Below are 13,135 nucleotides of genomic sequence, written 5' to 3'. Positions count from 1 at the left end.
ATGTCACAAAAAATATTATTAGACAAAGTAAATATTCCGGGAATCAAAACCTACGAAGTGTATCGCCAAAACGGTGGTTATGCTTCTGTGGAGAAAGCCTTAAAAACACTAACGCCTGATGAAGTGGTTGAAGAAGTGAAAACTTCGGGATTAAGAGGTCGTGGAGGTGCAGGTTTCCCAGCAGGAATGAAATGGAGTTTTATTGACAAAAAATCAGGAAAACCAAGACATTTGGTTTGCAACGCTGACGAATCAGAACCCGGAACTTTCAAAGACCGATATTTGATGGAATACATTCCTCATTTATTGATTGAAGGAATGATTACTTCGAGCTATGCTTTGGGTGCAAACCTGTCTTACATTTATATTCGTGGAGAATATATGTGGGTTTACAAAATTTTAGAAAGAGCCATCGCCGAAGCTAAAGCTGCGGGTTGGTTAGGAAAAAATATATTAGGAACCGGCTACGATTTGGAACTTTATGTTCAAATTGGTGGTGGAGCTTACATTTGTGGAGAAGAAACCGCATTGATCGAATCATTGGAAGGAAAAAGAGGAAATCCTCGTATCAAGCCACCATTTCCGGCAGTTTCGGGACTTTGGGCAAATCCAACAGTAGTAAATAATGTAGAAACTATTGCAGCTGTGCCTTGGATTGTAAACAATTCAGGTGCTGATTATGCTAAAATTGGTATTGGAAGATCTACAGGAACCAAATTAATTTCAGCTTCAGGACACATCAAAAATCCTGGTGTTTATGAAATCGAATTAGGATTAAGCGTTTACGAATTTATGAATTCCGATGAATATTTGGGCGGAATGAGTTCTGACAGACCTTTGAAAGCTTTTGTGCCTGGAGGTTCTTCAGTTCCAGTTTTACCAGCTAATTTAATTTACAAAACAGCCAACAACGAAGACCGTTTGATGACTTACGAAAGTTTGAGCGACGGTGGTTTTGCAACGGGTTCGATGCTAGGTTCAGGAGGGTTTATCGTTTACAACGACACTTCTTGTATCGTAAGAAACACTTGGAATTTTTCTCGTTTTTACCATCACGAATCTTGCGGACAATGTTCGCCTTGCCGTGAAGGAACAGGTTGGATGGAAAAAGTATTGCACAGAATAGAAAACGGTCACGGCCGTGAAGAAGATATCGATTTGCTTTTGAGCATTCAGAGTAAAATTGAAGGAAACACGATTTGTCCATTAGGTGATGCAGCAGCTTGGCCTGTGGCAGCGGCAATTCGTCACTTTAGAGATGAATTTGAATACCATATTCGTTTCCCGGAAAAAATAAAAAACAGAGACCATTTTGTGAATGAGCCTTTTGAAAGTGTGAAGCATTTAGTTTCTAAAGCAACTGTTTAAACACTAAATATGACTATTAAGATAAGATTAGCTTTTTTATTTCTATTTATAAGTTTTGTTAGCAAGGCGCAGATTTCTGTCTCTAATGCTGATGAAATTAATAAAATTAAAAATACTACGACTTATATTGCAATGAAAGATCCAAATTCTGTAATTGCAAAAGAATACGCAGCTATTTTTCAAAAATATTGGACAATTTCTAAAATTGAATTCATTGAATATTCCGATATTTATAAATATTTGAATAGTAAAAGTTCATTTTTAACAATTGGAGGATATGTGACAGATGTAAATTCTCATACAATCTATAGCGGAGGTCGAGGTTTTGGAGTTGATTATAGCCACACCCATATTTATTTAGAACTATGGAAATGTAGCGATAAATTTTTAGGAAAAAGTCAAGATGCTAAAGATTTTAAGGAAAAAGACAAAACGCAAATTTCAAGATTAGAGTTATTTACAGATTTCCCAACATTAATGATGCCGAGTAATCTTTACAAAACCGATTATGACGCTGATGGACATATCAGAAATTGGGGACTTGGTCTATTTAAAAACCACATTCAAAATATGGTTTCTTACCTTAATAAAGGAACAGAAAAAAGATTATTTTCAGAGATTGTAAATGCTAATGAACTAAAAAAATTAAACAAGGAGACTTTATATATCCCTGATTATATTTTTACAAAATTTAATATGTTTACAGGTGATGAATCAAAAAAACATGATACAAAAGACATATTAAATGATTATAAATTCAAATATGAAATTGTATCGTCTACGGATTTAAATAAAAAAATTCTAAATGATGATTCTGTTTTTTATTATTTACAATATATAAAGAGTTCTACGGACAAATATGTTAGTGTAATTAATTCTCAAACTGGAGAAATTGTATACTCTGTATATACTCCTGCCTCCTATAATATCAAATCAGGAGATTTAAAAGATTTGAGCAAAGTAATAGCAAAGAAGTAATTTAAGTTAAAATAAATATTTCAAAATATCTTTTGATAATGAAAGTAACCATAGACGGTCAAGCAATAGAGGTAGAACCAGGAACAACAATCCTGCAAGCAGCCAGAATGATTGGAGGAGAAGTAGTTCCGCCAGCGATGTGCTATTATTCTAAGTTAAAAGGAAGCGGTGGAAAATGCCGTTGCTGTTTGGTTGAAGTAGCCAAAGGAAGTGAAGCCGACCCAAGACCAATGCCAAAATTGATGGCTTCTTGTGTAACAGGGTGTCAGGACGGAATGGAAGTGAACAGCAAATCTTCGCCAAGAGTGCAGGAAGCAAGAAAATCGGTGACGGAATTCTTGTTGATTAACCATCCTTTGGATTGTCCGGTTTGTGATCAGGCAGGAGAATGTGATTTGCAGAATTTAAGTTTCGAACACGGAAAATCCGAATCCCGTTTTATTGAAGAAAAAAGAACTTTCGAACCGGAAGATATTGGTCCAAATATTCAATTGCACATGAATCGTTGTATTCTGTGTTATCGTTGTGTTATGGTTGCTGATCAATTGACAGACAACCGAGTACATGGAGTGATGGACAGAGGTGATCATTCGAATATTTCAACTTGTATTTCTAAAGCTATCGACAATGAGTTTTCAGGCAATATGATTGATGTGTGCCCGGTTGGTGCTTTGACTGACAAAACGTTCCGATTCAAATCGAGAGTTTGGTTTAACAAACCATTCAACGCACACAGAGAATGTACTACTCCAGGATGTTGCGGAAAAACAACTGTTTGGATGTTTGGAAACGAAATTCAGAGAGTTACAGGAAGAAAAGACGAATACCACGAAGTAGAAGATTTTATTTGTAACACTTGTCGTTTTGATAAAAAAGATGTGAATGACTGGGTAATTGAAGGGCCAAGAGCTTTTGAAAAAGATTCTGTAATCAATCAAAACAATTACACCAAAAAATTAGAAAAAGTGGTTATCAATACCGAAGAAACTATTCTTTTAGGTAGAGAAAAAGACAGAAAAAAAATCAGTATGTCCGAGATTGATTATAATGAAAAAATAGATGGTAACCCAGTAAATACTACAAAAAATGGATAGTGCCTTTGTTATAGAAAAAAGTATTGTAATTCTTGTTGTTTTTGCTGTAACCATGCTTATGGCAATGTATTCTACTTGGGCAGAAAGAAAAGTAGCAGCCTTTCTACAGGACAGAATTGGACCAAACCGTGCTGGTTGGGGTGGATTATTGCAACCTCTAGCTGATGGATTAAAATTATTTTCAAAAGAAGAATTTACTCCTAATACCCCTAATAGAATTTTATTTGTTGTAGGTCCCGGAATTGCAATGGCAACGGCTTTGATGACGAGTGCTGTTATCCCATGGGGAGACCGTTTCCATCTTTTTGGAAAAGACATTTTATTACAGGCTACTGATATTGATGTAGCTATTTTGTATGTTTTCGGTATAGTTTCTTTGGGTGTTTACGGAATTATGATTGGTGGATGGGCATCTAATAATAAATTCTCTTTGATGGGAGCGATTCGTGCTGCCTCTCAAATGGTTTCGTATGAAGTTGCTATGGGATTATCAATAGTGGCTTTGTTAATGATGACAGGAACTTTAAGTCTAAAAGAAATTTCAGCCCAACAAGCAGGAATGAACTGGAATGTTTTCTATCAGCCTTTATCCTTTTTAATCTTTTTGATTTGTGCTTTTGCAGAAACCAACAGAACTCCTTTTGATTTAGCAGAATGTGAAACCGAATTAATTGGAGGTTACCACACCGAGTATTCCTCAATGAAAATGGGATTCTATTTATTTGCTGAATATGCAAATATGTTTGTTTCTTCTACCCTTTTAGCAGTTTTATTCTTCGGAGGATATAACTATCCAGGAATGAGTTGGGTTGTCGAAAACTGGGGAGTAAATATTGGAAACACATTAGGAATTATAGCTTTGTTTATTAAGCTTTGTGGTTTTATCTTCTTTTATATGTGGGTACGTTGGACTATCCCAAGATTCAGATACGATCAATTAATGAATTTAGGCTGGAAAATACTAATTCCATTATCGATTGCAAATATTATCATTACTGGAATTGTGCTGTTGAAAGGAGAAATAGCCACTTATTTAGGATTTTAATTAGATTACGAAATACCCAGCCCTGCCTAGTAGTGCATCTCAATTTTTCATCTGGAGAAACGAATAGCAGGATTAAGCTTCAAAAAAAAGAAAAAATGTCAATACAAGAAATATCACTTTCTGGAAGAAAAAAAGTAGTCTCTAACAAGGAGATGACTTTTTTGGAACGAATGTATCTTATAGCCATATTCAAAGGCTTATGGATAACACTGAAGCATTTATTCATGAGAAAAGCCACGATTCAATATCCGGAGCAAGTACGTGAAATGAGTCCGGTATATCGTGGTCAGCACATGCTGAAACGTGATGAACAAGGTCGTGAAAACTGTACAGCCTGTGGATTATGTGCATTATCCTGCCCTGCAGAAGCTATCACCATGAAAGCTGAAGAACGCAAACCAAATGAAAAACATTTGTACCGTGAGGAAAAATATGCTTCGATATATGAAATCAACATGTTACGTTGTATTTTTTGCGGATTGTGTGAGGAAGCTTGTCCAAAAGACGCTATTTATTTGACTATTTCTAAAGAATTAGTACCTGCAAGTTATAACAGAGAAGATTTCATTTTCGGAAAAGACAAATTGGTGATGCCTTTAGAAATGGCAACAAGAAATGCTCAACTTAAAACTGTTAACTAAATGATACGTATTCCAGATATTGCAAATGCAACACCAATACAAATACTATTCTGTATCCTTGCTGTTATCACATTGTTTACAGCTTTTATGACTATTTACAGTAGAAAACCAATGCATAGTGCTATTTATTTAGTGGTTTGTTTCTCTACCATTTCAGGACATTATTTACTGTTGAATGCACAGTTTTTGGCATTGGTAAACTTGATTGTTTACATCGGTGCGATTATGATCTTGATTGTATTTACTTTAATGTTAATGAACCTCAACAAAGAAAATGAAGTTTACAAACCTAGAGTAACTCGCTTGGGTGCTATCGTTTTGTTTTGCACAATGTGTGTAGTTTTGATTACAATGTTCATCAATTCGAAACCAATTGTTGGAGAATATCCAACAACTGGAGAAGATTTCCAATCCATTAAAGTATTGGGCAAAGTACTGTTGAATGAGTATATGGTTCCTTTTGAATTTGCATCAATTCTACTTTTAGTAGCAATGATTGGAGCCGTTTTATTGTCTAAAAAAGAAAAAATAGAGAAGAAATAATGAGTAATATTTTGAATCAAGTGGGTATCGAAAATTACATCTTCTTGAGCGTGATACTTTTTTGTATTGGCGTTTTTGGAGTGTTGTACAGACGAAATGCCATTATCGTATTTATGTCAATTGAAATCATGTTGAACGCTGTTAATCTATTGTTTGTAGCATTTTCAACTTACCATCAAGATGCACAAGGACAAGTTTTCGTATTCTTCTCGATGGCAGTTGCTGCGGCAGAAGTGGCTGTTGGATTGGCAATTTTAGTTTCGATTTTTAGAAACTTGCATACAATTGATGTTGGAAATTTAAAAAACTTAAAAGGATAATTTAATGGATACCAATTTAGTTTTAGTGCTACTATTAGCTCCTTTTTTAGGGTTTTTATTTAATATTTTTCTAGGTAAAAAAGCTGGAAAAAATAGCGTTGGCATTGTGGGAACACTTTCCGTTGCGGTTTCGTTTGCTGTGACGTTATATTTTTTCCTTCAAATAAACCAAACCCAGGAAGCTATTTCTATTAATTTATTTGACTGGATTTCGATAGAAAAATTTGATGTGAAATTTGGTTTTCTTTTAGACCAATTGTCTATACTATGGTTGATGTTTGTAACCGGAATTGGATCTTTGATTCATTTATATTCCATCAGTTATATGCACGATGACGAGAAAACACATTACTTTTTTGGCTATTTGAACCTCTTCATCTTCTTCATGATTACTTTAGTAATGGGAAGCAACTTGCTAATGATGTTCATTGGTTGGGAAGGCGTTGGTCTTTGCTCCTATTTATTGATTGGATTTTGGTACAAAAACCAAGATTTTAATGATGCTGCCAAAAAAGCCTTTATCATGAACAGAATTGGAGATTTAGGATTTTTAATTGGAATATTCATTGTGGGTTCTGTATTCAGCACTTTGGATTTTACTTCCTTAAAAACACTAATCGCTTCTGGAACAAATACAGATAGTTTATGGATTCCTGTTGCAGCCTTTGCCTTATTCATTGGAGCATCTGGAAAATCAGCTCAAATTCCATTATATACTTGGTTGCCTGATGCCATGGCTGGACCAACGCCAGTTTCGGCATTGATTCACGCTGCAACGATGGTTACGGCTGGTATTTTTATGTTGACGAGATTGAATTTCTTGTTCGATTTAGCTCCAAGTGTTCAGGAAATTATTGCTGTTGTTGGAGCACTTACTGCTTTGGTTGCTGCAACGATTGCTTTGGTTCAAAATGACATCAAAAAAGTATTGGCATATTCTACTGTTTCACAATTGGGATTAATGTTTTTGGCTTTAGGTTTGGGTGCTTATGAAGTGGCGGTTTTCCATGTAATCACGCACGCTTTCTTCAAAGCTTGTTTGTTCTTGGGTTCTGGATCAGTAATTCATGGATTACACGGCGAACAAGATATGCGCAAAATGGGTGGTTTGAAAAAAGCAATGCCCATTACTTTTATCACTATGTTAATTGCTTCATTAGCCATTGCTGGAATATTCCCATTAGCAGGATTTTGGTCAAAAGACGAAATTTTGATGGTGGCTTTTCACGAAAGCAAAGTTTTGTGGATAGTGGGTTCGATTGCTTCAATCATGACTGCTTTCTATATGTTTAGATTAATATATCTAACTTTCTTTAACGATTTTAGAGGAACCGAAGAACAAAAACATCATTTGCACGAAAGCCCAAGTTTAATTACTGTTCCTTTAATTATTTTGGCGATTTTATCTTTCTTTGGTGGAATCATTAGTTTACCTGGACACAGTTGGTTGAACCATTATTTAGCACCATTATTTTCAAAAGAAGCTCACGAGGTCCACACTTTAGGAAGTACCGAATATATGTTGATGGCAGTTGCTACCATTGGTGCTATTGTTGGAATTGCAATTGCTTACAAAAAATACTTAAAAGACAATACAATTCCAAGTGAGGATACTGAAATTACAGGGTTTTCTAAAGTTTTATACAACAAATATTATGTTGATGAAGTATACGAATCAGTTTTTGTAAAACCAATCAATGTACTATCTAGTTTCTTTAGAGATAAAGTAGAAACAACATTAACTAAACTCGTTTTAGGATTAGGAACAGCAACAAACGGAATTGCTTTCTATGGAAAAAGAATACATAACGGAAGTGTTGGTTTGTATCTTTCCGTATTTGTTTTAGGCGTTATTGCCATATTAACTTATTTATTTTTACAATAATTTTTACCTAATGGATGTAACTACCCTATTAATTATACTATTAGTTGGCGCATTGGCTACTTATTTTTCGGGCGATAAATGGGCTTCAAAAATTGCTTTACTTTTTAGTTTGGCTGCTTTTGGAAGTGCAATCTGTTTATTGAGTCATTTCAATGCAGGAATAGAAATTAGTTTTTTTAAACTCTGGATAACAAAACCAACAGTTTATCTATCCTTCTATGCAGATGGTATCACTATGGCAATGCTTCTGCTTACAACTGCTTTGACTCCTATCATTATATTTTCTTCTTTTGGAAATGACTATAAAAATGCAAAAGCGTATTATAGTTTGATACTATTTATGTCTTTCGCTATGGCAGGAACTTTCCTTGCAACTGACGGATTATTGTATTATATTTTCTGGGAACTTGCTTTAATCCCTATTTACTTCATCGCTTTGATTTGGGGTAATGGCTATGTAGAAGAACGCAAAAAAGCAGTGGTGAAATTCTTTATTTATACACTCGCTGGTTCGCTATTTATGTTGGTTGCGTTTATTTATTTGTACCAAAAAACAGGTACTTTTTTAATCTCTCAATTATTAAGAGTTCCATTGTCTGAAACAGAACAATTTTGGATATTCATGGCTTTCTTCTTGGCTTATGCTATCAAAATTCCATTGATTCCTTTTCATACTTGGCAAGCAAAAGTATATCAAAAAGCACCAACTGCTGGAACGATGCTACTTTCTGGGATTATGCTAAAAATGGGATTGTACAGCGTTATTCGTTGGCAATTACCTCTAGCGCCATTGGCTGCAAAAGAATATATGTATGTTTTCATTGGACTTGGACTTGCTGGTGTAATCTATGGTTCAATCGTGGCATTGAGACAAAATGATTTGAAAAAATTATTGGCTTATTCTTCTTTGGCACACGTTGGATTAATTGCGGCTGGAATTTATACTCTAACACTAGATGGATTGCGTGGTGCTGTTTTACAAATGATAGCGCACGGTTTTGTGGTGGTTGGTTTATTCTACACAGCGCAAATTATTCACCGAAGATTCCAAACCAGAAAAATTGCCGAAATGGGTGGTATTCGTACCCAATCACCAATATTCACTTCACTATTTTTAATTTTAGTTTTAGCGTCTGTTGCTTTACCGCTTACTTTTAACTTTATCGGAGAATTTACAGTGCTTTACAGTCTTTCGCAAATAAACATTTGGTTTGCTGTACTTGGAGGAACAACAATAATCTTGGGAGCTTATTATATGTTGAGAATGTTCCAACACGTAATGTTGGGCGAAACAAATACCAAAATATTTAAAGACGTAACATTCAACGAAGGTTTAACTTTGGTAAGCATCATCGCAGTATTATTCTTCTTTGGTTTGTATCCAAAACCAATTATAGATTTAATAACACCAAGTCTCGAAAATATTATAATAGAAATTAATAGATATAAATAAGTCAAATAAAAAAATGAATACATTAATAGCTATAACAGGATTAGGTGTTTTATGCCTTTTATTTGAAATTTTAAATTTTAGAAAAGGTATTGTTCCCGTAACCATTATTGGATTATTGGCCATCCTTGGATTAACAGTATCTGAATTTAATACTCCACAAACTTATTACAACAATATGATTGTGGTAAGTAAATTTTCGACTGCATTTTCTTCATTGTTTATTGTTCTTGCTATTTTATTAATAGCTTTAGCACACGATTTCTACGAAAATCATTCCACTAAAATCTCCGATTTTATTGCCATAAAAATATTTTTGTTAGCAGGTGGAGTAGCCATGGTTTCGTTTGGAAATTTAGCTATGTTCTTTATCGGAATTGAAATTTTATCCATTTCCCTTTATGTTCTTGCTGCTAGTAACAGAATGAATATAAAAAGTAACGAAGCAGGTATGAAATATTTTCTAATGGGATCTTTTGCTTCAGGAATCATATTATTCGGAATTTGTTTGGTTTATGGCGCTATGGGAAGTTTTGATGTTATCGAAATAAGCGAAAGCTCCTTATCTGCCGAATTGCCTGTTTGGTTCCCTATCGGAATGATTTTGATGACAATCGGAATGCTTTTCAAAATTGCTGCTGTACCATTCCACTTTTGGGCTCCAGATGTTTATGAAGGTTCTCCAGCTTTGACAACTGCAACCATGAGTACATTGGTAAAAGTAATAGCCGTTGCCACACTTTATAAATTAATCATAGAACTGAATTTAATTCCATCTTTAGAAAACCAAGATCTTCTAGAAGCTTTCAAAATCATTATTGTTGTGATTGCTATCGCATCGATGACTGTTGGAAATATTATGGCGTTGAAACAAAATAACGTAAAACGAATGCTGGCTTTCTCTGGAATTTCACACGCTGGTTTTATGTTGATGACTTTGTTGAGTATCCAAAATTCATCTGCAAGTTTATTGTATTATGCTTCGGCTTATTCATTGGCTGGGATTGCTGCTTTTACTGTGATTTTATACGTTTGTAAAAATAGAGATAACGAAGACATCGAAAACTTCAACGGATTAGGTAAAAAGAATCCATTGATGGCAGCAGTACTTACTGCAGCTTTACTTTCAATGGCTGGAATACCAATATTTGCCGGATTTTTTGCCAAATTATTTTTATTCAACCAAGTGATTGAAGCAGGATATTTGGTAGTAGTTATCGCTGGAGTAATCAACTCTATCATAAGTGTTGGTTATTATTTCAAGTTGATTTTAGCAATGTATTCAAAAGAGCCAAACGAAGAAGTAGCAAAAACCCCTTTTGTTTTTTATGCAGTAGCCATTATTGCCATCCTCTTGAATATTGCTTTAGGCTTATTCCCTTCGGCAGTGTTGGATTTATTGGGATAATTCTAAATAGAAAATAAAATTCACAAAACCATCAAGAGCAATTTTGATGGTTTTTGTCTTCATTATACAACTACAACTATGTTTTTTAACTCGCTAACATTTGCTGTTTTTCTACCTATAGTTTTTCTACTCTATTGGTTTGTTTTTAGTTATTCTAAAAGCACGCAAAATGCCTTTTTAGTAGTTGCTAGTTATTATTTTTACTCTTGCTGGAATAAGTATTTCTTATTATTATTGTTGTTCTCGACTCTTCTGTGTTATTTCACTGGAATCCAAATCGAAAAAAGCAATAAAGAAACAACTCGTAAATTTTGGTTTTGGTTGAGTATAATTTTCAATCTTGGTTTTTTGGGAATCTTCAAATACTATAACTTTTTTGCAACATCTTTAGCAGAAGCATTAACTAATATTGGATTACAATCTAGTCCGCTTTTACTTGACTTAATTCTTCCTGTTGGGATTTCTTTCTATACTTTTCACGGTTTGTCGTATGTAATTGACATTTATTACAAAAGAATAAACGCCGAGAAAAACGTGGTTGATTATGCCTTATTCGTGAGCTACTTTCCACTTTTGGTGGCGGGTCCAATCGAAAGAGCCACACATTTATTACCTCATCTTAAAACAAAAAGAAACTTCGATTTCGAAAAAGCCAAAGAAGGCATTTATCAAATTATTTGGGGATTGGTCAAAAAAGTAGTCATTGCCGATACTTGCGCCACTTATGCCAATGCTATTTTTGACAATTACACCTCAATGAATTCTTTGTCCTTAATTTTAGGAGCAATCTATTTTGCGTTCCAAATTTATGGCGACTTTTCAGGTTATTCAGATATGGCTTTGGGAATGTCAAAATTATTTGGTTTGGATTTGTTACGCAATTTCAACTATCCCTATTTCTCAAGAGACATTGCCGAGTTTTGGCGTCGCTGGCACATTTCGTTGTCCTCCTGGTTTCGGGATTATTTATACATTCCTCTTGGCGGAAGCCGTGGAAGCAAACTCAAACAAGTACGCAATGTATTCATCATATTTGTGGTTAGTGGTTTTTGGCACGGAGCCAATTGGACTTTCGTAGCCTGGGGATTTATTAATGCCTTATATTTCTTGCCATCTTTGTTATTGGGAACGAATCGAAATAATATGGAAACTGCCGAATTGCATTGGGATTTCAATTCTATAAAAGTGTTCTTTAGTATTTTGTCAACATTCATTTTATCGTGTTTGGCGTGGATATTTTTCAGGGCAAACACCATTGAGATTGCTTTTGATTACATTGGCAAAATTTTTACCAACGGAACTTTCGCCTCACAATTTCTTCAAAACCAACGCTACAGTTATGAACTACTTTTATTGGTTCTAGCTTTTGTTTTGGTAGAATGGAACAGCCGCTATAAAATAGAACCTATTTCGGGAAAATACAGCTGGTTAAAAATGAGTTTGTGCCTCTTGGCGATTATTGCTTTGGGAACGTATGCAGATTATAAAGAATTCATTTATTTTCAATTCTAATGAAGAAATTTCTAATAGTAACAGCAAAAATATTACTCATCATTCTAGTATTTTTAGTAATACTAGATTGGGCATATACAACTGTGTTTTTACATTCTTCCAATCGTGGAAAAGTAGAAAAGGTTTTCAATTCGAAAGCTGAAAATTATGATGTAGTAATTTTAGGTTCTTCCAGAGCCAATAATCATTTCGTTCCCGAATTGTTTGAAAAGAAAGGATTGAAAACCTTCAATTACGGAATGAGCGGCGCCCATTTATTTGAAGCTTCGCTAATGTTGAAACTAATGGCTGAACGTAATTACAAAATCAAAACCATAATCCTGGAAGCCGATTTAGGGCTTTGTAACGAAAAAGAATCCGAAATGATTGCTGGCAAATTCCTGCCTTACATTCATCATTCTGAAATTATAAAAAATCATTTTTCGAAGCAGGAGAATTTTAATGAGTTGTATTATATTCCTTTTTACCGCTATATCGATTTTGATGCGCTGATTGGTTTTCGTGAAATGTACAATACGGCAACGGGTAAACCCACAAATATTTTAGACAATTTGGGCTATCATCCTTTAAATAGCAACAAACCCGGAAACATGAAGAACGACATTAGGGCTTTGAAACCCATTCGCAACAAATATTACGAAGAAATCAAGCTAATTTGCCAACAAAATAATTACAATCTAATCACTGTAATGACACCTATGTGTACCAATGTGAAAGGACTAGATTATTTTGAAAAAGCAAACAAAATTTATCCAGAAATTCACAATCTGGAAAACGTCGTGCAAGGAGATCAATATTTCTCATCTTGTGGACACATGAATGATGCGGGAGCGAGGCTTTTTACAGCAGAAGTTATCAATAGGTTTTTCGAAAAAAAATAAAATATTTGAA

12 protein-coding genes are annotated in these 13,135 nt (G+C 34.5%); all 12 read left to right on the top strand.

Annotation, left to right across the window (positions count from 1 at the left end):
- Positions 1-1,368 carry an NADH-quinone oxidoreductase subunit NuoF gene (gene nuoF / locus OZP15_RS03465; protein ID WP_269227088.1) on the top strand — a complete coding sequence of 456 codons (1,368 nt, stop codon included), beginning with the start codon at positions 1-3 and terminating at the stop codon, positions 1,366-1,368.
- Between the two features lie 9 nt (positions 1,369-1,377).
- Positions 1,378-2,346: a hypothetical protein gene (locus OZP15_RS03460; protein ID WP_269227087.1), complete on the top strand. Its 969-nt coding sequence runs from the start codon at positions 1,378-1,380 to the stop codon at positions 2,344-2,346.
- Between the two features lie 38 nt (positions 2,347-2,384).
- Complete coding sequence (locus OZP15_RS03455; RefSeq protein WP_281337018.1) at positions 2,385-3,440, top strand: NADH-quinone oxidoreductase subunit G; 1,056 nt, start codon at positions 2,385-2,387, stop codon at positions 3,438-3,440.
- The gene (gene nuoH / locus OZP15_RS03450) at positions 3,433-4,485 is read left to right on the top strand and encodes an NADH-quinone oxidoreductase subunit NuoH (protein ID WP_269227086.1); all 1,053 of its coding nucleotides are present in this window, start codon (positions 3,433-3,435) and stop codon (positions 4,483-4,485) included. The genes OZP15_RS03455 and nuoH overlap by 8 nt, the downstream gene beginning before the upstream one ends.
- 95 nt (positions 4,486-4,580) lie before the next feature.
- The gene (locus tag OZP15_RS03445; RefSeq protein WP_281337017.1) at positions 4,581-5,126 is read left to right on the top strand and encodes a NuoI/complex I 23 kDa subunit family protein; all 546 of its coding nucleotides are present in this window, start codon (positions 4,581-4,583) and stop codon (positions 5,124-5,126) included.
- Positions 5,127-5,669: an NADH-quinone oxidoreductase subunit J family protein gene (locus OZP15_RS03440; protein WP_269227084.1), complete on the top strand. Its 543-nt coding sequence runs from the start codon at positions 5,127-5,129 to the stop codon at positions 5,667-5,669.
- Positions 5,669-5,989, top strand: coding sequence for an NADH-quinone oxidoreductase subunit NuoK (gene nuoK, locus OZP15_RS03435; protein WP_269227083.1), 321 nt, complete (start codon positions 5,669-5,671; stop codon positions 5,987-5,989). The genes OZP15_RS03440 and nuoK overlap by 1 nt, the downstream gene beginning before the upstream one ends.
- Positions 5,990-5,993: 4 nt before the next feature.
- A complete protein-coding gene (gene nuoL / locus OZP15_RS03430; protein ID WP_281337016.1) occupies positions 5,994-7,874 on the top strand; it encodes an NADH-quinone oxidoreductase subunit L in 1,881 nt (626 codons plus the stop codon).
- A 10-nt stretch (positions 7,875-7,884) separates the two neighbouring features.
- Positions 7,885-9,327, top strand: coding sequence for a complex I subunit 4 family protein (locus tag OZP15_RS03425; protein ID WP_269227082.1), 1,443 nt, complete (start codon positions 7,885-7,887; stop codon positions 9,325-9,327).
- A 13-nt stretch (positions 9,328-9,340) separates the two neighbouring features.
- The gene (locus OZP15_RS03420) at positions 9,341-10,732 is read left to right on the top strand and encodes an NADH-quinone oxidoreductase subunit N (RefSeq protein WP_281337015.1); all 1,392 of its coding nucleotides are present in this window, start codon (positions 9,341-9,343) and stop codon (positions 10,730-10,732) included.
- 78 nt (positions 10,733-10,810) lie between these two features.
- Positions 10,811-12,244: an MBOAT family O-acyltransferase gene (locus tag OZP15_RS03415; protein WP_269227081.1), complete on the top strand. Its 1,434-nt coding sequence runs from the start codon at positions 10,811-10,813 to the stop codon at positions 12,242-12,244.
- On the top strand, positions 12,244-13,125 hold the full coding sequence (locus OZP15_RS03410; RefSeq protein ID WP_269227080.1) for a hypothetical protein: 882 nt from the start codon (positions 12,244-12,246) through the stop codon (positions 13,123-13,125). The genes OZP15_RS03415 and OZP15_RS03410 overlap by 1 nt, the downstream gene beginning before the upstream one ends.
- Positions 13,126-13,135 lie beyond the last annotated feature (10 nt).

The sequence above is a fragment of the Flavobacterium eburneipallidum genome (assembly GCF_027111355.2).
Taxonomy (GTDB): domain Bacteria; phylum Bacteroidota; class Bacteroidia; order Flavobacteriales; family Flavobacteriaceae; genus Flavobacterium; species Flavobacterium eburneipallidum.
Note: the sequence above shows the minus strand (reverse complement) of the source record. Positions and strands in the feature narration are given on the sequence as shown.

Bases quoted from the DNA above. Each gene is read 5' to 3' on its own strand.
- nuoF (WP_269227088.1), top strand. From the start codon at position 1: ATGTCACAAAAAATATTATTAGACAAAGTAAATATTCCGGGAATCAAA.
- OZP15_RS03460 (WP_269227087.1), top strand. From the start codon at position 1,378: ATGACTATTAAGATAAGATTAGCTTTTTTATTTCTATTTATAAGTTTT.
- OZP15_RS03455 (WP_281337018.1), top strand. From the start codon at position 2,385: ATGAAAGTAACCATAGACGGTCAAGCAATAGAGGTAGAACCAGGAACA.
- nuoH (WP_269227086.1), top strand. From the start codon at position 3,433: ATGGATAGTGCCTTTGTTATAGAAAAAAGTATTGTAATTCTTGTTGTT.
- OZP15_RS03445 (WP_281337017.1), top strand. From the start codon at position 4,581: ATGTCAATACAAGAAATATCACTTTCTGGAAGAAAAAAAGTAGTCTCT.
- OZP15_RS03440 (WP_269227084.1), top strand. From the start codon at position 5,127: ATGATACGTATTCCAGATATTGCAAATGCAACACCAATACAAATACTA.
- nuoK (WP_269227083.1), top strand. From the start codon at position 5,669: ATGAGTAATATTTTGAATCAAGTGGGTATCGAAAATTACATCTTCTTG.
- nuoL (WP_281337016.1), top strand. From the start codon at position 5,994: ATGGATACCAATTTAGTTTTAGTGCTACTATTAGCTCCTTTTTTAGGG.
- OZP15_RS03425 (WP_269227082.1), top strand. From the start codon at position 7,885: ATGGATGTAACTACCCTATTAATTATACTATTAGTTGGCGCATTGGCT.
- OZP15_RS03420 (WP_281337015.1), top strand. From the start codon at position 9,341: ATGAATACATTAATAGCTATAACAGGATTAGGTGTTTTATGCCTTTTA.
- OZP15_RS03415 (WP_269227081.1), top strand. From the start codon at position 10,811: ATGTTTTTTAACTCGCTAACATTTGCTGTTTTTCTACCTATAGTTTTT.
- OZP15_RS03410 (WP_269227080.1), top strand. From the start codon at position 12,244: ATGAAGAAATTTCTAATAGTAACAGCAAAAATATTACTCATCATTCTA.